Origin of the sequence: Botrimarina sp., from assembly GCF_040219535.1 — a bacterium.
Lineage (GTDB): Bacteria > Planctomycetota > Planctomycetia > Pirellulales > Lacipirellulaceae > Botrimarina.
The window spans coordinates 82166-107897 of the sequence record NZ_JAVJSH010000006.1 but is presented as its reverse complement, the minus strand read 5'-3'; the positions used below and the strand labels follow the sequence as shown (position 1 = coordinate 107897).

Genomic DNA, 25732 nt, shown 5'->3' with positions numbered 1-25732 from the left:
TGGCCGCACGAGCCGGCCCCCGCGACACTGCTCGCCCCAAGTCGGCTACGACCCGCGTCGCTCCCGAAGCGCCCCAAATCACAACGACCCGAGTAGCAAGCGAGCTCCCGCGCAATGACCTGGCAACTAGTGACCGGCGGCGCCGGTTTCGTTGGATCGCACCTCGCGCAAGCTTTGTTGCGTCGGGGAGACCGGGTGCGGGTGTTCGACAACCTCTCGACCGGCCGCCAAGAGAATCTCGACCTGCTTCGGAATGACGCCGAGATCATCACCGCCGAACTTGGCGACCTCGGCGCCTTGGAGTCGGCGATGCGTGGCGTCGAAGTCGTCTATCACCAAGCGGCGCTACCATCGGTGCCACGCAGCCTCGCGGCGCCGCTGGAGACACACGCCGCCTGCGTCACCGGCACGCTCAACGTGCTAGAGGCCGCCCGCCGGGCGGGGGTCCGTCGAGTGGTCTATGCGGCCTCTAGCAGCGCGTACGGCGACCAGCCGCACATGTCCAAGCGGGAGACCGACTTGCCGCGGCCGCTCTCGCCGTACGCCGCTGCGAAGCTGGCCGGCGAGTACTACTGCCAAGCCTACGCGAATTGCTTCGACCTGGAGGCAGTCGCGATCCGGTACTTCAACGTGTTCGGTCCGCGCCAAGACCCGGACAGCGCCTACGCCGCCGTGATACCGCGCTTCATCGTGTCGATGCTCGAGGGGCGTCGGCCGCTGGTGCACGGCGACGGCTTGCAGTCGCGAGATTTCACCTACATCGACAACGTCGTGACGGCTAATCTCTCTGCGGCCGTCGCGGGCGGGGTGTCGGGAAGAACGATCAACGTGGCTTGCGGCAAGCAGACAACGCTGCTGGAAATCCTCGGCCACCTGGGCAGGATCCTCGCCCGAGACGCGCGCCCCGAATTCGGGCCGCGCCGCCCGGGCGATCCGCGCGAGAGCCTTGCGGACATCTCAGCGGCCCGTGCCCTGTTGGGGTACGACGTCGAGGTCGACCTAGAAACCGGCCTCGAGCGGACCGTCGACTATTACGCGAGCCGCGGCGAGCGACTCCGGTTGTCCGCCTAGCATCGCCGCGTTGGAGTCCTCTCCAGGTTGGGATCCTCGCAAGTCAAACGCGACGCTCGCGCCGCCTGTCCGGGAGCGACTCGCCCCGACCCCTTCGCGTCGGCAGGCGACGGCGCAAGCGAGCGCCCGACGCGACCGACGTTACGCGCCAACACGCTGTGGACCGTCGCGGGGAACCTCTGCTTTCAGTTGTCGCAATTCTTGCTGCTCGTCATCGTCACGTGGTTCGAGAGCGAAGCCAGCGTCGGTCGATACGGCATGGCTCTCGCCGTGAGCGCGCCAGCGTTCATGTTCATCAGCCTCCAATTGCGGACGCTGCTTGCGGCCGACACGAGCGGGGATTTCGAGTTCTCAGACTACCTCGCCGTGCGCCTGATCGGGACGCCGATCGTGTTCGCCGCGGTCATCGCGACAGCGGCGTTCACGATGCCCGGCGAGTTGGTCCTCGTGCTGGCGGTTTGCGTCTCGAAGGTGGTCGAGTCGGTCAGCGACGTCTGCTATGGCCTGTTCTGGCGCGAGATGCAGATGGGCCTCGTCGCGCGGTCGATGGCGCTGCGCGCGGTGGTCGGCTCGGCGATGTTTCTGGGCGCGGTCGCCGCCGGGGGAGGCGTCGCGGGCGGGGTGGCCGGGTTGTCGGTGGGCTGGGCAATCGTTCTCCTGACGCACGACGCCCCGGCGGCGGCGGCACTCGCCCCGGGCGGCTTCGGAATGGCCTCGTTGAGCGGGCGCCCCCTGCTACGCCTGATTGGATTGGGCCTCCCGGCGGGATTGCTGTCGTGGCTGACCTCGATGCAAACGAGCGTGCCGCGGCTATTCGTTGAGTCCAACCTCGGCTACGAGGCGGTCGGCGTGTTGACATGCTTGACCTACGCCTTGGTGGGAATCGAGGTGGTCGCCCGCGCGGCGAACCACGCCGCGATTCCAAAGATGGCGCGAGATGTTGACGCGGGCGAACGCGGCCAGCTGATTTGGTTGGCGGCTCGCCTCTCGTTGCTAGGTGTGGTGGCGGGGCTCTCTATTGCGTCCGCAGCCGCGATCGCGGGGGGCCCGTTGCTGGCCTTGCTCTTTGGGCCCGGTATGCGGGAGCACCACGGATTGCTGACGGCGCTGACCTTGTTTGCGGCGGCGCGGATGGCGGTCATGCCGCTCGCGATGACCGCCCGCGCGTCGCGTGATTACCCGCGGCTCTGCGCTGTGCAATCGGCCTCGCTAGCAGCGATCACCATCGGATGCGCGATACTGGTTCCGCGGTTCGGATTGCACGGCTGTGTCGGCGCGCTGCTGGCGGGCCTCGCCATCGAATCGGTCGGGCGCGGCTTCCTCTTCCAAAGGCTACTGCGCCGGATCGACGCCGATTCGGTCAATCGTGAGTGCGAGCGTCGCCTCGCCGCGTGACGCCAGGGAGCGCTCCCCGGGTCGGATCGGGCCGTGTTGCTGAAATCGCCAATGCGTCCTATGGTCGCCGCCCTTCGGGCCGGTTGATTGCGCCAGCCACTCGCCGGTCGGTGTCGACATCGAGGCCCCGAATCCGGCTCAACCACCCCCTGGCGGCGATGACCGACTGGAAAGAAGCATCTTGCCTTGGGATCCTCCTGGCCTCCGCATTCGTGCCGGCGGTCTTAGTTTATCGGCGGCGGGGAGACCTGTTCGACCCGCGGATCTTCTTCCCGCTGCTCTACGCGTATGCGAGCGCCGGCCCGATCGTCTTCAAGATCGCGTTCACCGGGGAGTACCACCCCGGCCTGAAGACGCACATGCTCAACGCGGTGCTCTGTTCGTGTGCGACCGCGGTGGTCGGATTCAACGCCGGCGCGACCTTTGGCCTGCGAAACACGGGACGGCGCCGACGGGCGCGGCGTCCTCAGCACGCGCTGTTCACCGAACGCGACCGGCTCTCCAATCGCTACGTGCGCGACTTGGCGGTCCTCGGCGCGGCGGTAACGCTCGGCGGTTTCGCCGCGGTTTCCTACGAACTTTGGAGCGGGGCTAGCGGCTACAGCAAGGCGTACCACCTGGCGACCGCCAGTGAGTCGATCACGCACTGGTACTACTTCTTTGCCGCCGCGTCGACCGCGTCGGTGTCGCTCGCGGTGATCACCGGCGCCCACGTGTCGCGGTCGGCCTTCTCGCCGCCGATCCTGGGATTGCTCGGCGCCCACTTCGCGATCTGCTCCTACAGCGGAGAGCGTGATGCTCTGCTCGTCGGTGCGCTCTGGTGCCTATCGAACTGGCGGCGGTTGTCGAAGCCGGTGGTCGTGTCCGTGGCGATCGCCGGCGTCGGCTGGCTCGGCCTGTCGCCCCTGTTGAGGAACGCCGGCGCCGGCATCGACGTCCGGCTCGCGCTACTCGACGAGGTCGGAATCGAGGACGTCGCGCGCTCGGTCACGCACTTCGCGCCGAACGTGCACGTCTTTACGAATGTCGCCACGGACGTGCCATCGACCGAGCCCCACTGGAGAGGCCGATCGATCGTCGGCTCGCTGCTGTCGTTCCTCCCCTTCGAGCCCGCCTGGGCGAAAGAGACACCGACCCGCTGGTTCCGTGAGGTGTACGACCACCAGCGGGTCGCTGGATACGCGTTCGCGCAGGACGCCGAGGCCTACCTCAACTTCGGTTGGATCGGCCCGCCCTTGTGGTTCGCAGTCTGGGGGTACGCCATGAGCGTGGCCTACCGCAACGCGATCCGAGCCGACGCCCGCTTGTGGACCGTCTTTCTTTGGTGGCACGCGGTTTCCGTTAGCGCGTTCGGGATCCGCGCGGACAGCCGGGGCATGCTGAAGAGCCTCATCATCGGTGCGGTTGCTAGCAAGACCCTTTGCTTCCTCGGCGACCTCCGCGCGGCGCGCCGCTTGCGCTCCGCGAAACGCCTCGCCCCGCCGCCGGCCGGCCGCCGCGCCAACCCCGCCGCGGCGCGACGAACCAGCCGCCTTGCCGCCTGACACGCTTTCTGGGACAGGGACAACTGCCGACTCAATCTATCCGTCCCAGCACCATGCACGCCGTCCTAGCAACCGATCACGTCTTCTCTTCGCACCGCGGTAGGTACTACGACCGCTACTGCTTCAACGAGGCGTTCTTCAGCGACTACCTCGCCGCGTTTGACAGGGTAACCGTTGTGTGTCGCGCGGCACCGATCGAGGACCCTCCCGAAGGCAACGCGCTCGACGGCGAACGCCTGCGATTCGTCAATGTCGGCGATCGCCGAGGCGCCGTCTGGCAGGCCGCGGCGGAGTGGCTGGCCGCGGACGCCGTCAAGCAGGCTGTCGCCGAGGCCGACGCCGTCGTAGCCCGCGTTCCCAGCCGACTAGGCGACCTCGCGGCAAGGGTCGCCCAGAAGCAACGAAAGCCCTACCTGATCGAGGTGTTCGGCGATCCGCGCGAAGCCTTCCAAACCCGCGGACGCGGGATCCTGTACCGAGCCGCGGCACTCATCGAGGCGCGTCGCCTGCGCCGGCAAGCCCGCCATTGCGCGGCGGCCAGCTACGTCAACCGCTCGATCCTGCCCTTCGCCTACCCTGCCAAGGCGGGGGTCAAGACCGAGACGATCTCGAGCATCCGGCTCAGCGGGGCGTCGATCCAGGAGCCGCGCCATTACCAAGCGGCGCCCTCGCCGCTCCGCCTGGCGACGGTGGCGAGCCTCATGCCCTACAAGCGGCACGCCGACTTGCTGCGTGCGATCGCCGACGCACGCTCTTCGGGTGTCGTGTGCCGCGCCGACTTCGCCGGCGACGGGCCCGAACGCGCCACGCTGGAACGCCTGACTGCCGAGCTGGGACTGGCCGACAGCGTCCGGTTTCGTGGCCACCTCAGCGGATCGGCGGCCGTCGCCTCGATGCTTGGCGAGAATGACGTCTTCGCCCTCCCGTCCGCGACCGAAGGGCTCCCAAGGGCCGTGCTCGAGGCCATGTCCCTCGGCATGCCGGCGATCGGCTCCGACGCCGGCGGGCTGCCGGAGTTGATCCGGAAAGAAGACACGTTCAAGGTCGGAGAAACCGCGTCGATCACCCGGCTGCTCTGCTCGATGGCGAGCGACCCGACGCGACTCACGGAGATGAGCACGCATTCGATCAGAACGGCTCGGCAGTACACAAACGACCTGCTTTCGCCGAGACGCGTCGCCCTGTTCGAGAACCTGAAGCAGGCTGTTTGACACGCCGCGATCGCATGAGCCAGCGCCCAAGACACATGCAAATCAGGGACGACGCGCCGAGTAGTGCGGGCGAGCGCGTAGCCGACTGGCGCGGCGCTCTGTGGTCGCAGGCGAGGCACGCGTTGCCGCTCTGGATGTGCGGCTTGCTTTCGAATTGGGCGCCAGAGAACAAGGCGACCTGCCGGCTGCGAGGCGCAGCGGCTCGCCCGTTTATCGGCCGATGCGGAGCCGACTTTGCGCTCGGCAAAGACTTCCAAATCAACACGCCGGAACGCCTCGAGATTGGCGACTCTTGCTACCTAGCCAGGAACGTGTGGCTGCAAGCGGCCGGCGGAGTCCGACTCGACGACGAAGTTGTCGTCGGACCCTACGCCGTGATCGCGTCGCTGAACCACGGCTTCGCGAACGGGTCGACGGTCGGCGCCGGCTGCCACCCGGCGCCGATCCAAATCGGTCGCGGCACGTGGCTGGGCGCGCGGGTCACGGTGACCGCCGGGGTGACCATCGGACGAGGCAACCTCGTCGCCGCGGGATCCGTCGTCACACGCGACACTCCGGACGACGTCGTCGTCGCCGGCGTACCGGCTAGGGTGATCGGACCGCGTGTCGATAACCCCAGCAACTTTAAACGGCGGTCCGACATCCTCCGGCGGAGCGCTTAAGATGAAGCCAGCGGGCGTTCACGCCAAATCGCGACCACGCCCACGCTTGTGCTACGTGATCACCAGCACGGCGTCGCTGATGCTGCTCCGTGGGCAACTGGCGAGGATGCGGCAGGAAGGTTACGAGGTGACGCTCGTCTCGTCCCCGGGCGACGGGCTCGACGCGTTCTGCGAGAGCGAAGGCGTGGCCTACCGAACGGCGCCGATGAAGCGGGAGATCAGCCCGCTAGCGGATCTCGTATCGTTGCTCCACTTGACCTGGTTGTTCGTCCGGCTGCGCCCCACGATCGTCAATTCGAGCACTCCCAAGGCGGGGCTGCTCGGCACGCTCGCGGCGACGCTGGCGCTGGCGCCGGGGCGCGTGTACGTCCTGCGAGGCCTCCGGCTTGAAACAACGCGCGGGTTCAAGCGGCGCGTCCTTTGGTTGTGCGAGTGGCTGGCCTGCCGCTTGGCGAACCGAGTCGTCTGCATCTCGCCCAGCTTGCGGGAAGTGGCGGTCGAGATTGGGATCTGCCCGCGCAGGAAGGCATCGGTCATAGGAGCAGGTTCTTCGAATGGTGTTGATCTCCAGGCACGACCGTACCCGTTCAGCCGGGCCGCAGCCGCCACGAGGGTTCGCTTGCGCCGTAAATGGGGGGTTCCCGACGCCGCGTTCGTTTTCGGCGCCGTCGGTCGCATCACGCGCGACAAGGGGATCGAGGAAGTCGTCGAGGCTTACCGCGAGATCGCCAGCTCAGACGACTCGGCGTGGCTGGTGCTGATCGGCGCCTTCGAGCGCGGCGATGCGGTCTCCGATGAATGCGTCGCAGAGATCGAGCGGAACCCCCGCATCGTGTCTACGGGATTCATTGGGGATACATCCGATGTGTACGCCGCGCTGGACGTCTTAGTGCACGCGTCGCGCCGTGAGGGCTTCGGAAACGCGCCCCTCGAAGCCGCGGCGGCGGGTCTGCCCGTGGTAGGGAGGAGGGTGACTGGCGTCGTCGACGCGGTCGCCGATGGCGTCACGGGGGTGCTAATCGACGAGGACGGCAAACTCGCTCCCGCCATGTGGAAATACCTCCACAGCGATTCTCTGCGACTCCGGCACGGGGCCGCCGGTCGCGCCCGGGTCGAGGCGCTCTTCACACAAGAGTCGGTTTGGCGTGGCCTGGCAGCGATCTACCAAGGGCTTGGTCGGGGCATACACCCGAACGCACCGCATGACGCGATTCAAACACACGCGGACCGGAAAGCCGCTTAGGTCCATGGCGATCGAATCCACTCTTCGCTCGAGCCGTCGCTGCCGGTCGGTGCTCGTAACAGGGGCTTCCGGTTTCGTCGGGGGAGAGATCGCTCGCCGCCTGCAGAACGAGGGGTACTCCGCCCTTGGCGTCGGAAGAAGGTCGTTGGAGCCGATCGGGTTCGGCCGATACAAGAGAGTCGATCTGGCCGCCGACGATCTGGGCGAGCTGCTGGAAGGGGCCCGGTTCGTCGTGCACTGCGCTGGGCTAGCGCACCGCCGTCACGGCGAGTTGTCTCCACACGATTACTCGCGGCAGAACGAAGAGGTGACTCGCCGGGTTGCGGAAGCCGCCGTGGCATACGGCGCCCAACGCTTCGTGTTGATTAGCTCAGCGGCGGTCTACGCGTCAGGAACGACGTCCGCCCGCGAGACCGACGCCCCTGCGCCGTCAACGTGGTACGGGGAGAGCAAGCTTGCCGCCGAGCGGCAGGCGTCCACCGTTTGCCGTGGCGGAGGGGTGGGGCTAACCATCCTGCGCCCCGCAACGGTCTACGGGGTTGGCGACCCCGGCAACGTGGCTCGACTCATCCGGGCCTTGGCGAGCGGTCGATTCCGGTCCGTTGGCGACGGCTCAAATCGCAAAAGCCTGGTGCACGTCGGCGATCTGGCCGGCGCCGTGCTCGCCACCCTGAACGCGCCGACGGCCGACGAGAGCCGAGTCTTCAACGTCGCTGGCCCGTCCGTAGCCGTGAGCGACATAGTGGACGCGATCGCCTCCGCCACCGGGCGGAGGACTCCGGCGGCCTTGCCGGCGTCGGTTGTGCAGGCGGCGGTCGGCTGCGCAGCATCGCTCTCGTTTCACTGCGGACCCTTCGAACGACTGCGCAGATCCCTCCGCACTTGGCTGTCGGAAGACACTCTGGACACGTCCGCGTTCGAGCGTCAGAACCCGCATTTCCGCTGGACGCCGTTTGCCGACGGCATCATCGACGAGGTTCGCTGGCTGCGACGAAGCGAACCTCGACGCCACCGGATCGCAGCCTGATCGCACAATTCCTCATCATGAAAAGACCGATCGACTTTGTCGTGGGCGCAGCGCTGCTCGTCGCGATCGCGCCGGCCCTGATAGCCCTGATGGCGGCTGTGCGTGCCACCTCTCCGGGGCCAGCCATTCATTGGTCACGGAGGGTCGGCAAGGGCGGACGGTTGTTCTGGATGCCCAAGCTGAGAACGATGCTTGTGGAAACGCCGCAGGTCGCCACCCATCAGCTCGAGGCGCCGAACGATTGGCTAACCCCAATCGGGGGATGGCTGCGACGCACCAGCCTGGACGAGTTGCCACAGCTCTGGAGCGTTGTCCGCGGCGACATGAGCTTCGTCGGCCCGAGGCCCGCCCTCTTCAACCAGGCGGACCTTATTCAGGCGAGAGCTGACGCTCGTATCGATCGCATACCCCCGGGATTGACCGGTTGGGCGCAAGTGAACGGGCGAGACGAATTGTCGATAGCCGAGAAGGTCGCCTTCGACGCCGAGTACGTCGGCCGGCAGGGGCTGGCGTTCGACCTTCGGATCCTCCTGATGACGGTCGGGAGTGTCGCCCGCCGAGAGGGCATCCGCGAGGGTTCGTCAAGCAAAGCCGCCTGAGGATCCTGCGAGCGGCGTCCGGAATAGGGGCTCACGCCCAATCCCCTAGCTGCTCTAGCACGAAGTCGATCGCTTCGGTGTCCGCGGTGTCATCGCCTCCGTTCTCGGACCGCGCAACGACGGTGTCGAATCCGTTGGCGACACGGGAGTAGCCGCCGCCGATAAGGTTGGCTGTCGCCCCCGAGGCGACCAACTGGTCGTCCCCAGACGTGTCAGAAAACTCCGCTCGGTCGTTGCCGAGACTCGCGAACGCGGACGCGTGGGCGAAACCGTGCGAGAGGTTGGTGTAGCCCGAGCCGCTCATCCGGACCGAGCCGCCGACGACGCTCATGGTGTCGTTGCCCGACGTGTCGTACAGGAACGCTCTGTCGATGCCCGACGTTGAATAGGCGACCGTGTAGTCGAACCCGCGGGTGTAATTGATGTATCCCACCCCGACCATGTAGCCATTGTCGTGTCGCCCGTAGAACTCGTCATCACCCGGGGAATCGTAGAGCCGAGCCAGGTCGTTGCCGCTCGAGGCGTGGGCGCTCGTGGCGCTGAACCCACTCACGTAATTGACGAAGCCGTCGCCGAAGAGGAAGGCCCGGTCATGGTAACCGCGGAACTCGTCGTCGCCGGACGAGTCGTACAGCCGCGCCAGGTCAGAACCCGCGCGGGAGTACGCGCTCGTGCTGTCAAAGCCGACCGCTCGATTCAGGAACCCCTCGCCGAAGAGATACGCGTGATCGTGGTAGCCGCGGAACTCATCGTCGCCCGCCGAGTCGTAGAGTCGCGCCCGGTCCAGCCCCGAGGACGCAGTGGCGTGGACTTCGCCGAAGTCAGCGACGTAGTTGTAGAAGCCGTCCCCCCGCAAGAACGCGCGGTTGTCGTACCCTCGGAATTCATCGTCGCCAGAGGAATCGAAGAGGAGCGCCGTGTCTTCCAAGCCGCCGTAGGCAAGGGTTTGGGAGAACCCAGCGGCGTGATTCTCGAAGCCGTCGCCGGACATATACGCCCGATCGTCGTACGCCCGATACTCGTCGACGCCGTCGGCGCCAAAGAAAAACGCGACGTCGTCCGCACCGGAGGCGTACGCAACGCTTTGGTCGAAGCCGGCCCCGTAGTTCACGAAGCCGGCCCCGTGCATGTAGGACCGGTTAGAGTAGCCGTGGAACTCGTCCCGCCCAGCCGACCCGTAATAGCTAGCCAGGTCGTTCCCGCCCGTCGCGTAGGCGACAACCCGCGCGAAGCCCGACGCGTAGTTCACGAATCCGTCGCCGAACAGGTACGAGCGGTTGTGGTAGCCGCGGAACTCATCGTCGCCGGACGAGTCGTACAGCCGCGCCATGTCGTCACCCGCGCTGCTGTCGGCGTAGGTCTCGTCGAACCCCGCCGCGTAATTCACAAATCCAGCGCCGCGTAGCCACGCCCGGTTGTGGAAGCCGCGGAACTCGTCGTTCCCGGACGAGTCGTCGAAGTTGGCGATGTCCAGACCGGCCGAGGCGTACGCGTACACCTCGTCCGCATCCGAGACGGAGTTCACCACGCCGTCGCTGGTAGTAAGGGAAGCGTCGGTCGGGCTCGATTCAAATACGTCGTCGCCGGCCGAGTCGTAAAGCGAAACGCGATCGAAGCCGCCGCCGCCGACGAAAGCGATGTCGCCCAGATTGGTCGCCGCCAATTCGAGGCCACCGCCGGAGGCCGAGATCGATCCCACCCGAATCGACGCGGTGTCGTCGGCCGCCGATCCCGTCATCCGGAATGAGTCGTCCCCGCCCGAGCCGTCGATCGACCAAGCGGACGCGTCGACCAAGTCGACGCTGTAGGACACGCCATTGAGCACCGCCTCGGCGCCGGAAGCGGTCACAGAGAGATCGATTTCGTCTTGCCCGGTCGTCCCGACGAGCGTCCCGGCGCCGTCGGCGATGGTCAACGCGTTGGTGACACGCAAGCTCAGATCGTCAGCCGATCCGGCAGCCACGACCGTCAGCTCCTCGCCGGCGGTCGCTTGCACGTCGACTCGGCCCGACGGGTCGCTCTCGCCGAGCAGGTTCTGCTGCGCGTCGTATACGGCGAGCGACACGCCGGTGGCGCCCCCCGTTTCGACCGTGAAGTAGCCCGTGCGGCCGGCGGTGAGCCGGTAGGCCTGCTCGGACTCGACAGACAGCCCCGCGTGCGTTTGCTGCGCGCCCGCCACGCCGAGGTCGATCGGCGGCGGAGTGGTCGCTTCGAAGTCGACGGTCAGGTCGTAGTAGCCGAGGCCCTGGCTGGTGCCGATCGCCACCGTGTACCGCTGTCCCGCGACGGTGTCGATCGCGTAAGCCGAGCCGTCCGACTCGGTCCAACCGTGGCCGTCGAGGCCGACCCACTGGACCGCGAGCTCGTGCGTGGCGCCGCTCACGGAGAACGTCGCCCGCCCGGTCGCTCCCGCGGTGAAGGTGAAGTAATCGGCGTCGTCGAGCGTGGTGATCGCGCCGGCGAGGACCGACTGGGTCGCCGCCGGGCCGCCGGACATCGTGCCGAGGTCGTAAGCGTCCACGACGCTCGATCCGAAGTCGTCCTCGGGCATCAGCGCGTCGATCGCCGCGCCCAGGTCGAGCTGCTTGTACCAAGCGCCGGTCGCCGAGTCGTAGAACGACTCGGCCGTGGCCATCATGTGGTCGTAGATGTCCCACTGGCCCACGCCGGTCCTCCCGACGAACTCCATCGCCTGGCGCACGAGCACGCTCGCGCCCGCCACATACGGCGCGGCCATGCTGGTGCCGGACATGTTGAGCCAGTCGTCGTCGATCGTGTCGCTGTCGTTCCCGGCGTAGTCCGGCACGGTGCTGGCGATCCACGTGCCCGGCGCGCCGATCGCGTAGGTCGCGCGTTGGCTGAAGCCGGCGAGGGTGTCGGCCGTGTGCATCGCCATGACCGGCACAACGTGGTCGCTCGACGCGGGGTAGCTGACGCCCGCCGCGCCGTAGCTGGTGAAGCTGTTGCCGGCCGACACCGAGACGAAGACCCCCTCGGCCTCGAGCGCTGCGAACTCGTCTTCGAGCATCGCCCACGCGGGGTTGCTGTCCGAGTTCCAATCGACTCCCAGCGAAAGGTTGACCGCGGTGATCGGGTTCTCAAAGGCCGTGCGGTTGTCGCGCACCCAGCGCAGCGCCTGCTCGACCCAAGAGAAGTAGCCGTTGCCGGCGTCGTCGAACACGCGGAGCCCCACCAGGTCGACGCCCGTCGCCACGCCCCGGTGCGTGCCGCCGCCGCCGGCGCCGACGATGCCCGCCACGTGGGTGCCGTGCGCGCCGTCGGGTCCGTCGTCGTACGGGTCGGAGTCGTTCTCCGCGAAGTCGTAGCCGCCCACCACGCGGTAGCCCGAGCCGTAACCGCCGCCCAGCGCGTTGTGCGAGTAAGCGATGCCCGTATCGATCACGGCGACGGTCTGCCCCACGCCGGTGAAGCCGTAGTTGGCGACCACGTCCGTCTGCCCGGTCATGGCGTGGGCCTCGGCGAGCGTCTGCTCGATCCGCCCACCCAGGTCCTCGCCGGCCAGCAACGCGGCCGGGTCGTGCCAGAAATCCGCGTTGGGGTCGCGGACCGGAGCGGTTGAGACTAGCGCGCTGCCGAGCGCCGATCCGCCGCCGTGCTGCGAGAGCGGCGGCGCGAGGCCGTACAGCGGGTCGGCCGACATCACGACGCGCGGTTCGAGCATCTCCGGCCGCGCGGCGCGGTCGGCGCGGCGACGCGGCTTGCGTCTAGGGGCGCGAGGGACCATTGCAGTCGAACAGCAGCTCGAGGCGGGGCACGCGGTGGCGCCGGCCTCGGGGGCGGCGACGGTCGGGGCGTGCTTGTGGACGAGGGGAGGGAGGAGGGTGAGACCCCGCGGAGCGGCTTCCCGCGACGCGCGGCCTCGCCAAAACGTAGGACACGCCTCGCCGTGTGCTGACTCGCCCGGGGGATTTCTCGCTCCGCCCAGCGACCGCTCCCCGGCGTGTTGCTCTTTCGCCCCAAGGGCCGTCACAATGCGTGGCGGCTCGGCCACACCCGGCCGCGGCGCCACGTCGCCCACAGGCAACCGATGCGTACGCTCATCAAGAACGCCACGACGATGCTGCCCGATGGCCCGCAGCCCGTCGCCGTCGTGATCGAAGGGGGCCGGATCGCCGACATCGACCCCGGCCCGGGCTTGGCCGTCGACGAAACGATCGACGCCACCGGCTTGCACCTGCTGCCGGGAGTGGTCGACGACCAAGTCCACTTCCGCGAACCGGGCCTCACCCACAAGGAAGACCTCGAAACCGCCAGCCGGGCTTGCGCCGCCGGCGGCGTGACGACTTTCCTCGAGATGCCCAACACGTCGCCGACGACGACCACCGTCGAGCGGCTCCACGCGAAGCTCGAGCTGGCCAGCGGCAAGTGCCGCGTCAACTACGGCTTCTACATCGGCGCCACGCCCGACAACGTGCCCGAGCTGCGGGCCGCCCAGCGGACGCCCGGCATCAAGATCTTTATCGGGTCGAGCACCGGCGCCCTGTTGGTCGACGAGCAATCGGCGCTGGAGCGGATCTTCGCCGAGACGACGCTGCCGATCACGGCCCACTGCGAGGACGAGTCGACCGTCCGCGCCAACGCCGCACGCCTGGCCGGCACGTGCGACGTGGCCGACCACTCTCGGATCCGCGACCACGCGGCCGCGCTCATCGCCACGCGGCGTTCGCTCGACCTGGCCGCGCGCCACAACCACCGCTTCCACGTGCTGCACGTGTCAACGGGCGAAGAAACGTCGCTCATCCACCAAGCGATCGCCTCGGGCCGCGGCTTGATCACCGGCGAGGCTTGCCCCCACCACCTGCTCTTCTCTGTCGACGACTACGACCGGCTCGGCACGCTGGTGCAGATGAACCCGTCGCTGAAGACCCGCGAAGACTGCCGGCGGCTGTGGCAAGCCTTGAACGCGGGGGTGCTGCAGGTCGTCGCCACGGACCACGCGCCGCACACGCTCGAAGAGAAGCGCCGCCCGTACCCGGACAGCCCGTCGGGGCTGCCGGCGGTCGAGAACTCGCTGGCGTTGATGCTCAACGCGGCCCACGAAGGCCGCTGCACCCTCCAGCAGGTCGTCCACTGGATGTGCGACGCCCCGGCGCGCACGTGGGACCTCGTCGGCAAGGGCCGCATCGAGGTCGGCGCCGACGCCGACCTGGTGCTGGTCGACGCGTCGCTGAAGAAAACCGTCCGCAATGTGGACCAGCTCACCAAGTGCGGCTGGAGCCCGTGGGACGGCTGCGAACTGGTCGGCTGGCCGGTGCGCACCCTCGTGGGCGGGCGGACCGTCTGGCGCGAGGGGCGGTTCGACGAGTCGGTCCGCGGCGCCGAGGCTCGGTTCGACCACGCGCGCGGAGGCTACTGGGCGACCGGCGGCCACGGGGCGACCCCCTTCTCGAGTTTCGAGGCGGCCGGATGACCGAAGAGATCTGGTACCTGAAGCAGTGCGATCTCTTCCGCCGGCTCAGCGCCGAGCAAATCGCCAGGCTCGAGCCCGGTTGCCGCTCCCGGCGATTCCGCCGCGGCGAGCCCGTCTACCTGCCGGACGACGCCGCCGAGTGGGGGATGGTCTTGGCCGAGGGGCGAGTGAAGATCGGCTCGTCGACCGACGACGGGAAGCAGACCATCCTGGCCTTCATCGAGCCGGGCGAGCTGTTCGGAGAACTCGACGCCCTCGACGGCGAGCCCCGCCAAGAGTTCGCCGAGGCGGCCGAGAAGTCGCACGTGGTGCTGCTGCCCGCCGGCGCCCTGCTCGACCTGATCGGGTCCGACGCTTCGCTCGCGGCGGGCGTCACGAAGCTGATCGGCTTGCGTCGCCGGCGGATCGAGCGTCGGCTCAAGTCGCTGCTGTTCCGCTCCAACCGGCAGCGCCTCGTGAGCCTGCTCACCGAATTGGCCCAGCAGTACGGCCAGCCCAGCGTCGACCCGCCCGGCGTGCGGCTCGCGATCAAGCTCTCGCACCAAGACATCGCGAGCCTCATCGGCAGCACCCGAGAGACCGTGACCATCATCCTCGGCGAGTTGCAGAACGAGGGGCTGCTGTCGATCGGTCGCAGGCGGCTGGTCCTCACCGACCTCGCCGCCCTGGCCCGCGCGGCCGACGGCCCGATCGCCGCCGCTCCGCCAACCGCCGAAGTCTTGTAGGGGTTTTGTCTCTCGAAGTTTCTCGCTGTGTGTCGCGTCGCACCGACTGGCTTTCCTGCCGCTGGCGATGCTTAATGGCGGGGAGAGGCTGACCCCGCGTTGACCCACAAGGCCCCCAAAACGACGCCACCTCCTCCCAACGTGCTCGCGGAAAGATGACCGAACCATCGGAGAAACCCGCCGGCCCCACCAGCCGCGATCCGGCCGCTTGGTCGGCTTGCCCAGAGGGAGAGCTGGCCGGCCTGAGCACGCGCCTGCGAGCAAAACACCGCCGCGACCGTCAGACGCGCGGCCTCGGCGTGGCCGCGGTCGCGGTTCTGGTCGTGCTGGCCGCGGTGTTCTGGCCGGCGGACCCGGTCGAACCGGGCGGCCCCGGCGCGGGGGCGACTCCGCCCTACGGCGGGATCACGTGCGGTGAGTGTGTCGAGATGATGCCGGAGTACCACAAGCACTTGACCGCCGACGCCGACTTCCCGCCCCGCGACGCGGCGGCCATGGCCGCGCACCTCGCGCAGTGCGAGCTGTGCCGCGACGAGTTCAACGACGCCTACCCCGGCGTGCTGGCGGCCGCGGCCGTCACGCTCCTGGTCGCCTCGACGACACGCCGCCGCGGTGGGTGAGGCCCAAGCGGTCGCCGTCGTGACCGGCGCGGCGGGCGGCATCGGCGGCGCCTTCGCCCTGCGGCTCGCATCGCTCGGCTACGCCGTGGTCGCGGTCGATTCCGACCGGGCGGGCCTCGCCGAGTTGATGAGCGGTCCGCTCGGCGGCGGCGGCCACCGGTCCCTCGGAGCCGACGTGTCGGACCCGGCGGCATGGGACCGCGTTGCGGACGAGTGCCGCCGCGGCGCCGCGCGGGTCGACCTGCTCGTGCAGGCCGCCGGCGTGCTGCTTGTGGGGCCGCTCGAACGGTGCGACGCCGCCGACGTCCGCCGCGTCATCGACGTGAACCTCACCGGCGCCGCCCTCGGCGCCCGCGCGATAGCGCCGCTGCTCCGCGAAACGGCTCGCCGCCACGGCGCCCCCCCCGCCCTGCCCCGCGGCCTGCTGAACGTCGCCTCGGTCTTTGCAACCGTCGCGCCGCCGGGCTTCGCGGTTTACAACGCGAGCAAGGCCGGCTTGCTCGTCCTCACCGAGTCGCTCCGCGGCGAGCTCGCCGCGGACCGCCTCGCGGCGACCGCGGTGTTGCCAGGCGTCACGCCGACGGGCTTGTTCGCCAAGGCTATCTACTCGGACGCCGGGCTGAGAGCGGCAACCGAGGACTGGCTCGAGCGGTCCGAGTTGACGCCCGACGAGGTCGCCGAGGCGGCGCTGCGGGCCTACCGGCGCGGCCGGGCGGCAGCCGTCATCGGCCGCCGCGCTCGGCGGTTCGCTCTGCTGAAGGCCCTCGCGCCGGGCCTCACCCGCCGGCGAGTCGCGGCGGCCGCGGGGCGGTTCCTCAGCGGCGGCTGACACTGTGGCGGCTGACACTGCTGGCAGCGCTCCGATAGGCTCTCCTCCTGGCCCGCCTGCTGCGCGGGCACGCCGCCCCCCCGCCCCGCCGAGCGATGCTGCACCTGAAGTCCGACACCGACGACCGCTGGCTCGCCCAGGTAGACGAGGACCTCGAATCGGTCCTCATCGACCACGCCCACTGCGAGAAGAAAGCGGCCGGCACGGCGTTGAACCTGATGTTTGCTTATGTGGAGGACCTCGAGCTCTGCCGAGAGATGACCGAGATCGTCAACGAAGAGCTCGAGCACTTCCACATGGTGATCGAGCTGCTCGACACGCGTGGCGTGGCGTTCCGGCGGCTCACGCCGAGCAGCTACGGCCGCCGCTTGAACGACCTGCTCCGGAAGGGAGAGCCGGGCAAGGCGGTCGACCGGCTGCTCGTCGCGGGGCTGATCGAAGCCCGATCGTGCGAGCGGTTCAGCCGCCTGGCCGATCACGTGCAGGACCCGGAGCTGGTCCGCTTCTACCGAGGGCTCTTCGAGTCGGAGGCCCGGCACCACACGACCTACACCCGGTTAGCGAAGCACTTTGCGTCGGAGGCAGAGGTCGTCGCGCGGCTCGACGAGCTAGCCGCCGCCGAAGCGGAAATCTTGGCAAGCAGCGACGACCCACCGCGAATGCACAGTTGACCGCCAGAAAGGGAGCTCGGCGGGCGCCTTCACAGAATCTGAACGAAAGTTTAACGGCCTCTGTACCGGGGACTCGCGGCGTCCTAACACGGGATGCTGATAAGGGTTATAAGGAGTCGGCCAACGCGGCCGGCCACGTCGAGGGCGGCCGAACCGCCTTGTCCGATGGAGCCCGGTGGACCATGTTCACACTAGAGACTCCCGGCGCGTCTGGCGCCGCGACCCTGGCCCCGCCCGCCCGCCGCCCCGCGCTGCCCCGACGCGAGCCGACCTGGCTCGCCGGCGCCCCCTCAGAAGCCGCGTCAGAAGCCGCCTCCGAAACCGCCCACAAGTCCCCCGGTCCGCGTGTGGTCCGCTCCCTGTTCGTCAGCGACATCCACCTAGGCTGCCGCCACTCCCAGGCGCGCGAGCTGCTCGAGCTGCTCGAGCGGCACCAGCCGGAGAAGGTCTACCTGGTCGGCGACTTCATCGATGGTTGGAAGCTCAAGCGGCGTTGGCGGTGGTTGCCCGAGTACGACGCGCTGTTGCGGCGCCTGATGCAGCTGAAGCACAGCGGCACGCAGTTGTTCTACACGCCGGGCAACCACGACAACTTCCTGCGGGGCTTTCTAGCGAACTTCGGCGTGGTCGAGATCCAGGACCAATTCGTCCACGAGGCGGCCGACGGCCGGCGCTATGTGGTTACCCACGGCGACCAGTTCGACCGGGTCGAGCAGGAGTGCCAATGGCTCTCGCTCGTGGCCTCGTACGCGTACGACGTGCTCCTCACCGCGAACTGGCTCGGCAACCGCCTCCGCGGCAAGAAACACGATCCGTACGCGTTCTGTGCGGCGATGAAGGGCCGGGTCAAGCGGCTCGTGAAGCACGTCAGCGAGTTCGAGGGGAGCATCGTGCAGAGCGCGCGGCAGTTGAACTGCGACGGGATCATCTGCGGCCACATCCACGTTCCCCGGATCGACGAGTTCGAGGGGGTGGTGTACCTGAACACCGGCGACTGGGTGGAGAATTGCTCGGCGCTTGTGGAGCTGGCCGACGGCAGCTTCGACCTGATCCGCAGCGACGGCCGGCTCTTGTCGCGCCTCGCCGCGCGACCCAGCCGCTTGGTGATCGACGCTGTCGACGAGCCGATAGCGGCCGCGGTCGCCGTGTAATGGGGGCGCAGAAAATGCGGCCATCCGCACGACGCCGTCTTCACAATTCGGAGGGACTCCCTTACGCTAACGACTTCGCGCGCCCAGAGGACGGCCGCGTGAGCCCCGTTCGCGATAGGAATCCCTAAATGCTGGCGACCCATTTGAGTCGGGCAGTCTTCAAGCTCTGCCACGGCAACCAACTGGTCTACAACACCTGTTGGGAAGATCCGCGACTGGACCGGGTCGCGCTGGGGCTGGGGCCGGGGGACCGGCTGCTGGTCATCACCTCCGCGGGCTGCAACGCGCTGGACTACGCGCTGGACGAGCCGGAGCGGATCGACACGGTCGACGTGAACCCGCGGCAAAACGCGTTGCTCGACCTGAAGCTGGCGGCGATCCGGCGGCTCGACTACGAGCGCTTCTTCGAGGTGTTCGGCCGTGGCAAGTCGACCGACTGGTCTTCGATCTACACCGACTCGCTCCGCGTCGAGCTGCCCGAAGCGAGCCGCAGGTTCTGGGACAAGCACGGCCGGTTCTTCCTCGGCGAGGGGCGGCGGCCGAGCTTTTACTTCCGCGGCTCGGCCGGCATGTTCGCGTCGGGCATCAACTGGTACATCAACCGCTACGCGAAGATCCGCGACGACATCGAGCGTCTGCTCGCTTCGGAGACCGTCGAGGAGCAGCGCGAGGTCTACCACAGCCGCGTGAAGCCGGCCTTCTGGGGACCGTACATCAAGTGGCTCCTGCGCCGCGACGCCGCGCTGTCGCTGCTCGGCGTGCCGCGTGCGCAGCGGCAGCAGCTCGAGCGCTACTACCCCGGCGGCATCGCGAAGTTCGTCGAGGACAGCCTCGACACGGTCTTCAGCGAGCTGCCGCTCAAGGACAACTACTTCTGGCGGGTCTACCTGACCGGCGAGTACACCCAAGACTGCTGCCCCGAGTACCTGAAGCGAGAGAACTTCCAGCGGCTGCAGGGAACCCCCGCCGCGCCGGGCCTCGCCTCGCGGGTGCACACGCAAACGACGACCATCCTGGAGCACCTCAAGGGCGCCGACACCAACTACTCGCACTTCGTGCTGCTGGACCACATGGACTGGATGGCCGAGCACATGCGCGACATGCTGGCCCTGCAGTGGCAAGAGATCGTCGACCGCGCCGACGACGGCGCCCGCATCCTCTGGCGTTCGGCCGCCGTGATCTGCGAGTTCGTCGACCCCATCGCGGTGCGGGTCGACGGCAAGAGCCACCGCCTGGGCGAGTTGCTCGAGTACAACCGCGAGCTCGCCGACGAGTTGCACGCCGTGGACCGCGTGCACACGTACGGCGGCTTCTCGATCGCCACCCTGCGGCGCGACGGCGTGCCGCTCGACTCCACCGCCGCGAACCTCGCCGGCTCGTCGCTCGGCTACGCCGCCGGCGGCCGCGCCAATCGCATCTGCCTAACCGAGAACGGGGCCCATGGGGGCGCTCAGCCAGCTACGCACGCTGTACCACCTGACGCTCTCTCCCATTCGCGGTGAGACCCACCAGCAGCGACTCGACAGCTTCTACGGCGGCCAAGCCGAAGACTACGACGAGTTCCGCAAGCGGATGCTGCACGGCCGCGAGGCCCTGTTCGACGCGCTGCCCGCCCCGGCCGGCGGCGCGTGGGTCGACATCGGCGCGGGCACGGCCCGCAACGGCGAGCTGTTCGGCGAGCGGCTGCGCGAGTTCGGCTCGGTCACGTTCCTCGACCTGTCTCGGTCGTTGCTGAAGGTCGCCGACGAGCGGATCGCCCGCGAGCAATGGGCCAACGCCCGGACCCTCTGCGCCGACGCCACCGAGATCGACCTGCCCGACGGTTCGGCCGACCTGGTCACCTTCACCTACTCGCTGACGATGATCCCCGACTGGTTCGCGGCCATCGAGCAGGCGCACCGGCTGCTGCGGCCGGGCGGGGTGATCGGCGTGGTCGACTTCTACGTGTCCCGGCGTTACCCGGCCGACGGGCTCCGGCGCCACTCCTACTTCGCGCGCAACTTCTGGCCCTTCTGGTTCGGCAACGACAACGTGCACCCCAGCGCCGACCACCTGCCGATGCTCCAGCGACGGTTCCAGACGCTGCAAGTCGACGAGCACTACGGCAAGCTCCCGTGGGTCCCGGTGGTCCGCGCGCCGTACTACCGCTTCATCGGCCGCAAGCCGGCCGCGTGAGCCGCCGCGTTCTGCTTGCCTCCCGCCGCCTCCAGCCCGAAGCCTCCCTCGTGTCCACCCTGTTCTACAGCGTGATGGGCGAGGGGCGTGGGCACGCCGCGCGGGCCCGCGCGGTCGTCGAGCGGCTGCGGGAGGGCCGGCGGTGGGTGTTGTTCGCTTCTCACGATGCGTTGGCGTTCCTCCGCGGCTGCTACCCGGAGGACACCGACGGCATCGAGGTCCGCGAAATCCCCGGCCTGCACTTCCACTACTCGGCCAGCGGGCTCGACAACGGCAAGACCGTCCGCGAGGGGCTGGCCTTCTACCGCGGCCTGCGGCGCCACGTGGACGACCTGGCCCGGCACTTCGACCGCGACCGCCCCGACCTGGCGATCACCGACTTCGAGCCGCTGCTGCCCCGCGCCGCGCGGCGCGTGGGGACGCCCGTCCTGTCGCTCGATCACCAGCACTTCCTCACGACCTACGACCTCTCGGGCTTGCCGCTCGAGCTGCGTGCGTGGGCGTGGATGATGAGCTGGTCGATCCGCGCGTTCGGCATCCGCCAGACCCAGACGGTCGTGTCCGCGTTCTACCGGCCGCAGCTGCGGCGGGGCTACGAGCACGTCACCCAGGTCGGCCCGCTGCTGCGTGAGGCCATCGCCAGCGTGCGGCCCTCCCGCGGCCCCCACCTGCTGAGCTACCTCCGCCGCGCGACCCCGCCGTCGGTTCTCGACGTGCTCGCCGACGCGCCGCTGCCGGTCAAGGTCTACGGGCTCGGCAAGCGGCCGCCGCGGGGAGCGGTCTCGTTCTGCGAGATCGACGAGCAGGCGTTCGTCGACGACCTGGCGAGCTGCGACGCCGTCGTGTCGGCGGCGGGCAACCAGCTCATGGGCGAGTCGATCTGGCTCGGCAAGCCGGTGCTCGCGCTGCCCGAACGCTCGCACTACGAGCAGCGGATCAACGCCGAGTTCGTCCAGCGGATGGGCGCCGGCGAGCAGCGGGTGCTGCAGGACCTGCGGCCCGAGGACCTCGCCCACTTCCTCGACCGCCGCGACGCGTACCGCAAGCGCATGGCCGAGACCCCCCTCACGACCGACGGCGTGCCCCAGGTGGAGCGCGTCGTCGAGGCGATGCTCGCCGGCCACGCGCGGCGACCCCGCGCCGAGATCCGGGAGCCCGTCTGATGGCAGGATGGCTGTTGCTCGCACAGTCGCTGGCGACCCTCTACATGACCGGCGTCATCTGGTTCGTGCAGCTCGTGCAGTACCCGATGCTCGGCGAGGTTCCGCCGGAGCGGTTCGCCCAGTTCGAGCACAACTACCAACAGCGGATGGTCTGGGTCGTGGGGCCGATGATGCTGCTCGAGTTGGCCACCGCGGTGGCGATGGTCTGGCGCGTGCCCGACGGTGTGCCGGGGTGGGTCCCGTGGGTCGGGCTCGGTCTGCTGCTCGTGGCCGACGGGTCGACGGCCCTGTTCTTCGGCCCGCAACACGGGCGTTTGTTGGCCGGTTACGACGACCGGCTCCACCGCCAACTGGTCGACTACAACTGGCTCCGCACGGTCGCTTGGACAGCCAGGGCCTTGCTGCTCTTGTGGGCGATCCGGTGCTGGGCCACGACCGGCAGCCCGTCCGGCTGAGCCAGCCGATACGTTACAAACGCGACACGTGTGCGCGACCCACGCGAAGGTAACGAAACCTGTAACGAAACCGCCCCTAAGCCACGGCGCGAGAAGGGGTTGCGGTTTCGTTACACCGGCGGCTCGTTCGTCGCATGACGGGCGTTGTCCTGTTCGTTTTGATCGCGGCGAGCCACTGCCGCCGGCAAGCTTGGGGGTTCTCATGAACCGCCGATTCTCGCCGATGGAGCGCCTTGGGCTGTGTGGTTTTGCCAGCGCCGCCGAAAAGGCCTGCCCTACGCGGCGGCCAAAACCAAGGGGGCGTGCTCGCCAAGCGGTCCAGCCACCGGCGGGCTCCGGAAGGCCGCGCGGCCGCGGCGCTAGCCCGCCTCGGCGAATAGCTCGCTCAGCGTGACCGCCCGCAAACCCCGGGCGGTGAGCTCGCCAAGGGCTTTGTCGAGCACCGCGGCCGCGCGGCCGCCGCGACCCAGCCCCTCGTGCAGCACGACGATGGCGCCGGCCGACGTGCGCTGGGCGACGTAAGCGGCCAAGAATCGGGTCTGGTGCAGGTGCGAGTCGAACGGGAAGACCGACCCCAGCGCGATCCGGTAGCCGAGCTCGTCGGCGACCTGCCGGCACGCCGTGGTGACGACGCCGCCGCCGGGGCGGAACCACCTCGGCGCCGCGCCCGAGAGCGGCGCCAGCAGAGCGTGGCACTCGCGCACCTGCCGCTTCAGGTCGGCCGGCTCTAGGGCGACGGCCGGCTTGTCGTTCATCTGGTGGTTGGCGAGCTCGTGCCCGTCGGCCAGCACGGCCCGCGCCAGCGCGGGGTGGTCGCGGAGGCTCTCGCCGAGCACGAAGAAGGTGGCTCTGGCTTCGTGCCGCCGCAGCACGCCGAGCAGCCGCGGCGTGCTGTCGGGGTCGAGGCCGTCGTCGATCGTGAGGGCGAACGCGGGCCGCTCGGTCGGCACGCGGAACACGACCGACGGCGTTTGGAGCCAGTCGATCAGCCACCACGTGGGGAACACGGCGAGCGTCGTCGCGTGCGCGACGACGAGCACCACCAGCGGCGCGGCGAGCCGCAGCGACCGCCGCCCCCGCCGGCGCCACGCCACGAGCGACGCGAGCATCCCCGCCAGCGCGAGGCCGGCGCCGAGCGCCGCCGCGACGCCGATCCCCAGCGGGTTGTCGTCTAGCAGCGGCCGCGGGCCGAAGCCGGCGGTCGCCGCCGCCACCCGCAACGCGTTCACCCCGAGCAACAACGCCCCCCACGACGCCCCAACCCGCGCCAGCCATGGCGGCCGGCGCGGCGGCCCGGGCGGAGGGGATTGCGGGCTTCGGATGTCGGATGGCGGGATCGAGATCGCAGCGCGTGGGGTTGGGATCGCATGCTGCCGGTCGGTACAACGTATCCTACCGAGCCCAACCGCAGCAGCCGGCCACCAGCCACGAGCCGCCTCCCCCGTGTCGAGCGTCACGCTGCACAACGTGAACAAGGTCTACGCCGACGGGCTGCACGCGGTCCGCGGCGTATCGATCGAAGTGGCCGACGGCGAGCTGGTCGTGCTGGTCGGCCCCAGCGGGTGCGGCAAGAGCACGACCCTGCGGATGATCGCCGGGCTCGAAGAGATCACCAGCGGCGAGGTACGGATCGGCGAGCGCGTCGTGAACGGGGTCGCGCCGGGCAAGCGCGACATCGCGATGGTCTTCCAGAACTACGCGCTGTACCCGCACATGACGGCCCGCAAGAACATGGCCTTCGGCCTGCGGATGCGGCGCACGCCCAAGCGGGAGATCGAGCGCCGCGTCGGCGAAGCGGCTGCTCTCTTGGGGATCGAGGAGCTGCTCGACCGCCGCCCCGGGCAGCTCTCGGGCGGGCAGCGACAGCGGGTGGCGGTCGGGCGGGCGATCGTGCGCGAGCCGGCCGTGTTCTTGTTCGACGAGCCGCTCTCGAACCTCGACGCGAAGCTGCGCGGCGACATGCGGACCGAGCTGGCCGCGCTGCACCGCCGCTTGGGGGCGACCATGATCTATGTCACGCACGACCAGGTCGAAGCGATGACGCTTGGCGACCGATTGGTGCTGATGAACGAGGGGGTCGTCCAGCAGGTCGGCCCGCCGCTGGAGGTCTACCGGCGCCCCGCGAACCGGTTCGTCGCCTCGTTCATCGGCAACCCGGCGATGAACCTGCTAGAGGGCCGCGTCGAGGCGGGCCTGTTCACCGCCGGCCAGGCCCGCTGCCCCGCGCCGCGCGTGCCCGACGGCCCCGCGGTGCTCGGCGTGCGGCCAGAGGACGTGACCATCGGCGCCGTTGAGGGCGAGCGGCTAGCCACCGCGAGGGTCGCCGCCGTCGAGCCGCTCGGCCACGAGACGCTCGTCCACTGCCGCCTCGGCGATTCGGAGTGGATCGCCCGGATCGACGCCGGCGCCGGCGCCCCTCCGATCGGTGAGGCGGTCGCCCTCTCTGCCGACGGCGACCGCGTGCACTACTTCGCGGCCACGGCGAGCGGAGAGCGGCTGGGCCCCGTTGACTAACCGGCGAACGTGGCGGGCCGTAGCGGCTTCCCATCGGCAGGGGCCGGGCGAGGGTTCTCTTCCGACGATCCCCGCTCAGTCGCTCACCCGAGCCCGGGCTCCTCGGTAAAGGATCTCCTTGGCGGCCGTGTAGCGGCGGGCCAGTTGGGGCAGCTCGCCGGTGTGGCCCAGCACGATGACCGTGTCGCCGGCGGCGAGGACGCAGTCGCCGGGCGGGTCGATAACGGCCTCGCCGCCCGGGCGCCGCACGGCGACGATCAAGAAGCCGCGGTTGCCCTTCAGGTCGATGTCGCCGACGGTGTGCCCGTCGAGCGGTGAGCCGGGGGTCACGCTCAGCTCTTCGATCCGTAGCCCGATCCGCTCGATCTCGTGCTGCAGCGCGTCGACGCCCTCTTCGGACGCGAGCAGCGCCTCGGCGCCGGGCCGGGTGATGAGCTGCGCCATCCGCTGGCCGCCGATCACGGCCGGCAGCACCACGCGGTTCGCGCCGCTGCGGAGCAGCTTCTTCTCGGTCGAGGGGTGCTCCGCGCGGGCGATGATCTCGATCGTCTCGTTCATCTCGCGCGCGGTGAGCGTGATGAACACGTTGGCGGCGTCGTCGGGCAAGACGGTCGCGAGGACCTTCGCGCGGCGGACTCCCGCCTTGTCGAGCACGTCCTCCTCGATCGCGTTGCCCTCGAGGATCAGCATGCCCTGGGACTCGGCGTCGTTGAGCTTCTGCTCGTCCTGGTCGACGACCACGAACGACGCGCCGGCCCGCTTCAGCTCGGCGGCGAGGATCCGCCCCGCGCGGCCGTAGCCGCAGAGGATCGTGTGGCCGGCGAGCTCGTCGATGCCGCGGGTCATGCGTCGGCGGCTCAGCGCGCGGTTGATCTCTCCTTCCATCACCATCTGAACGAACCCCCCTGCGATGTAGATGACGCACCCGTAGCTGACGACGATCAGCATCATCGTCACGGTGCGCAGCAGCAGCGTGTCGACGGGCCGGACCTCGCCGTAGCCCACGCCGAAGATCGTGATCACGACCATGTAGACCGCGTCCGCCCAGTCCCACCCGTGGGCCGTGTACACGCCGGCGACCAGCGCGCAGGTGGTCACGAAGAAGACCACCGTCGTCAGCAAGCGTTTCAGAGACAGGTGCACAGCGGCGGCGGGAAAGCGCGAGCGGGCGGCCCCCGCCCGAGGCCGCTGATGTCAGCTGAGCACAGTGGCCGAACGGGGCCGGCGGGTCAAGCGGCCGGCGCGC

Annotated in this window: 22 protein-coding genes; 19 read left to right on the top strand and 3 right to left on the bottom strand. The window is 69.1% G+C overall.

The annotated features are described in order from the left end of the window. The first annotated feature begins 114 nt into the window (after window positions 1-114). From RIC11_RS02320 to RIC11_RS02285, 8 genes are all read left to right on the top strand, one after another. Window positions 115-1071: an SDR family oxidoreductase gene (locus RIC11_RS02320; RefSeq protein ID WP_350208217.1), complete on the top strand. Its 957-nt coding sequence runs from the start codon at window positions 115-117 to the stop codon at window positions 1069-1071. A 189-nt stretch (window positions 1072-1260) separates the two neighbouring features. Further along, window positions 1261-2466, top strand: a complete 1206-nt coding sequence (locus RIC11_RS02315; protein WP_350208216.1) for a lipopolysaccharide biosynthesis protein — start codon at window positions 1261-1263, stop codon at window positions 2464-2466. 158 nt (window positions 2467-2624) lie between these two features. Beyond that, a complete protein-coding gene (locus RIC11_RS02310; RefSeq protein ID WP_350208215.1) occupies window positions 2625-4010 on the top strand; it encodes an O-antigen polymerase in 1386 nt (461 codons plus the stop codon). Window positions 4011-4063: 53 nt separating this feature from the next. After that, window positions 4064-5221, top strand: a complete 1158-nt coding sequence (locus RIC11_RS02305; protein ID WP_350208214.1) for a glycosyltransferase family 4 protein — start codon at window positions 4064-4066, stop codon at window positions 5219-5221. A 35-nt stretch (window positions 5222-5256) separates the two neighbouring features. Beyond that, window positions 5257-5883, top strand: coding sequence for an acyltransferase (locus tag RIC11_RS02300; protein WP_350208213.1), 627 nt, complete (start codon window positions 5257-5259; stop codon window positions 5881-5883). 55 nt (window positions 5884-5938) lie between these two features. Continuing rightward, entirely contained in the window at window positions 5939-7126 is a 1188-nt protein-coding gene (locus tag RIC11_RS02295; RefSeq protein WP_350208212.1) for a glycosyltransferase family 4 protein, read from the top strand. 4 nt (window positions 7127-7130) lie between these two features. Then, window positions 7131-8153 (top strand): NAD-dependent epimerase/dehydratase family protein, encoded by a 1023-nt coding sequence (locus RIC11_RS02290; protein ID WP_350208211.1) that lies wholly within the window; start codon window positions 7131-7133, stop codon window positions 8151-8153. Window positions 8154-8170: 17 nt separating this feature from the next. Further along, window positions 8171-8752 carry a sugar transferase gene (locus tag RIC11_RS02285; protein WP_350208210.1) on the top strand — a complete coding sequence of 194 codons (582 nt, stop codon included), beginning with the start codon at window positions 8171-8173 and terminating at the stop codon, window positions 8750-8752. 31 nt (window positions 8753-8783) lie between these two features. Here RIC11_RS02285 and RIC11_RS02280 read toward each other — a convergent pair whose 3' ends face one another. Then, window positions 8784-12434, bottom strand: a complete 3651-nt coding sequence (locus RIC11_RS02280; protein WP_350208209.1) for a S8 family serine peptidase — start codon at window positions 12432-12434, stop codon at window positions 8784-8786. Between the two features lie 366 nt (window positions 12435-12800). On the opposite strand from RIC11_RS02280, the gene RIC11_RS02275 reads away from it, so the two are divergent. The 10 genes from RIC11_RS02275 (at window position 12801) to RIC11_RS02230 (ending at window position 21972) form a co-directional block, all read left to right on the top strand. Then, window positions 12801-14183 (top strand): dihydroorotase, encoded by a 1383-nt coding sequence (locus RIC11_RS02275; RefSeq protein WP_350208208.1) that lies wholly within the window; start codon window positions 12801-12803, stop codon window positions 14181-14183. Further along, on the top strand, window positions 14180-14908 hold the full coding sequence (locus RIC11_RS02270) for a Crp/Fnr family transcriptional regulator (protein WP_350208207.1): 729 nt from the start codon (window positions 14180-14182) through the stop codon (window positions 14906-14908). Before RIC11_RS02275 ends, RIC11_RS02270 begins: the two co-directional genes overlap by 4 nt. 155 nt (window positions 14909-15063) lie before the next feature. After that, window positions 15064-15528, top strand: a complete 465-nt coding sequence (locus RIC11_RS02265) for a hypothetical protein (protein ID WP_350208206.1) — start codon at window positions 15064-15066, stop codon at window positions 15526-15528. After that, window positions 15521-16357: an SDR family NAD(P)-dependent oxidoreductase gene (locus RIC11_RS02260; protein WP_350208205.1), complete on the top strand. Its 837-nt coding sequence runs from the start codon at window positions 15521-15523 to the stop codon at window positions 16355-16357. The genes RIC11_RS02265 and RIC11_RS02260 overlap by 8 nt, the downstream gene beginning before the upstream one ends. 95 nt (window positions 16358-16452) lie before the next feature. Further along, complete coding sequence (locus RIC11_RS02255; RefSeq protein ID WP_350208204.1) at window positions 16453-17028, top strand: MiaE family protein; 576 nt, start codon at window positions 16453-16455, stop codon at window positions 17026-17028. A 182-nt stretch (window positions 17029-17210) separates the two neighbouring features. Beyond that, window positions 17211-18179 carry a UDP-2,3-diacylglucosamine diphosphatase gene (locus tag RIC11_RS02250; protein ID WP_350208203.1) on the top strand — a complete coding sequence of 323 codons (969 nt, stop codon included), beginning with the start codon at window positions 17211-17213 and terminating at the stop codon, window positions 18177-18179. 128 nt (window positions 18180-18307) lie between these two features. Then, complete coding sequence (locus RIC11_RS02245) at window positions 18308-19681, top strand: BtaA family protein (RefSeq protein WP_350208202.1); 1374 nt, start codon at window positions 18308-18310, stop codon at window positions 19679-19681. Next, complete coding sequence (locus RIC11_RS02240; protein WP_350208201.1) at window positions 19620-20354, top strand: class I SAM-dependent methyltransferase; 735 nt, start codon at window positions 19620-19622, stop codon at window positions 20352-20354. Before RIC11_RS02245 ends, RIC11_RS02240 begins: the two co-directional genes overlap by 62 nt. Window positions 20355-20404: 50 nt before the next feature. Continuing rightward, on the top strand, window positions 20405-21517 hold the full coding sequence (locus RIC11_RS02235; protein WP_350208200.1) for a glycosyltransferase family protein: 1113 nt from the start codon (window positions 20405-20407) through the stop codon (window positions 21515-21517). Further along, on the top strand, window positions 21517-21972 hold the full coding sequence (locus RIC11_RS02230; RefSeq protein ID WP_350208199.1) for a hypothetical protein: 456 nt from the start codon (window positions 21517-21519) through the stop codon (window positions 21970-21972). Before RIC11_RS02235 ends, RIC11_RS02230 begins: the two co-directional genes overlap by 1 nt. Before the next feature lie 359 nt (window positions 21973-22331). Here the strand turns inward: RIC11_RS02230 and RIC11_RS02225 are convergent, their stop codons facing one another. Beyond that, complete coding sequence (locus tag RIC11_RS02225) at window positions 22332-23201, bottom strand: polysaccharide deacetylase family protein (RefSeq protein WP_350208344.1); 870 nt, start codon at window positions 23199-23201, stop codon at window positions 22332-22334. A 214-nt stretch (window positions 23202-23415) separates the two neighbouring features. On the opposite strand from RIC11_RS02225, the gene RIC11_RS02220 reads away from it, so the two are divergent. Further along, the gene (locus tag RIC11_RS02220) at window positions 23416-24486 is read left to right on the top strand and encodes an ABC transporter ATP-binding protein (protein WP_350208198.1); all 1071 of its coding nucleotides are present in this window, start codon (window positions 23416-23418) and stop codon (window positions 24484-24486) included. Between the two features lie 75 nt (window positions 24487-24561). On the opposite strand, the gene RIC11_RS02215 is transcribed toward RIC11_RS02220, so the two are convergent. Then, complete coding sequence (locus RIC11_RS02215) at window positions 24562-25629, bottom strand: potassium channel family protein (protein WP_350208197.1); 1068 nt, start codon at window positions 25627-25629, stop codon at window positions 24562-24564. Window positions 25630-25732: the final 103 nt, after the last annotated feature.

Excerpts from the sequence above, each read along its gene's own strand:
- RIC11_RS02320 (WP_350208217.1), top strand. The coding sequence starts at position 115 with ATGACCTGGCAACTAGTGACCGGCGGCGCCGGTTTCGTTGGATCGCAC.
- RIC11_RS02310 (WP_350208215.1), top strand. The coding sequence starts at position 2,625 with ATGACCGACTGGAAAGAAGCATCTTGCCTTGGGATCCTCCTGGCCTCC.
- RIC11_RS02305 (WP_350208214.1), top strand. The coding sequence starts at position 4,064 with ATGCACGCCGTCCTAGCAACCGATCACGTCTTCTCTTCGCACCGCGGT.
- RIC11_RS02300 (WP_350208213.1), top strand. The coding sequence starts at position 5,257 with ATGCAAATCAGGGACGACGCGCCGAGTAGTGCGGGCGAGCGCGTAGCC.
- RIC11_RS02290 (WP_350208211.1), top strand. The coding sequence starts at position 7,131 with ATGGCGATCGAATCCACTCTTCGCTCGAGCCGTCGCTGCCGGTCGGTG.
- RIC11_RS02285 (WP_350208210.1), top strand. The coding sequence starts at position 8,171 with ATGAAAAGACCGATCGACTTTGTCGTGGGCGCAGCGCTGCTCGTCGCG.
- RIC11_RS02280 (WP_350208209.1), bottom strand. The coding sequence starts at position 12,434 with ATGCTCGAACCGCGCGTCGTGATGTCGGCCGACCCGCTGTACGGCCTC.
- RIC11_RS02275 (WP_350208208.1), top strand. The coding sequence starts at position 12,801 with ATGCGTACGCTCATCAAGAACGCCACGACGATGCTGCCCGATGGCCCG.
- RIC11_RS02270 (WP_350208207.1), top strand. The coding sequence starts at position 14,180 with ATGACCGAAGAGATCTGGTACCTGAAGCAGTGCGATCTCTTCCGCCGG.
- RIC11_RS02265 (WP_350208206.1), top strand. The coding sequence starts at position 15,064 with ATGACCGAACCATCGGAGAAACCCGCCGGCCCCACCAGCCGCGATCCG.
- RIC11_RS02255 (WP_350208204.1), top strand. The coding sequence starts at position 16,453 with ATGCTGCACCTGAAGTCCGACACCGACGACCGCTGGCTCGCCCAGGTA.
- RIC11_RS02250 (WP_350208203.1), top strand. The coding sequence starts at position 17,211 with ATGTTCACACTAGAGACTCCCGGCGCGTCTGGCGCCGCGACCCTGGCC.
- RIC11_RS02245 (WP_350208202.1), top strand. The coding sequence starts at position 18,308 with ATGCTGGCGACCCATTTGAGTCGGGCAGTCTTCAAGCTCTGCCACGGC.
- RIC11_RS02240 (WP_350208201.1), top strand. The coding sequence starts at position 19,620 with ATGGGGGCGCTCAGCCAGCTACGCACGCTGTACCACCTGACGCTCTCT.
- RIC11_RS02230 (WP_350208199.1), top strand. The coding sequence starts at position 21,517 with ATGGCAGGATGGCTGTTGCTCGCACAGTCGCTGGCGACCCTCTACATG.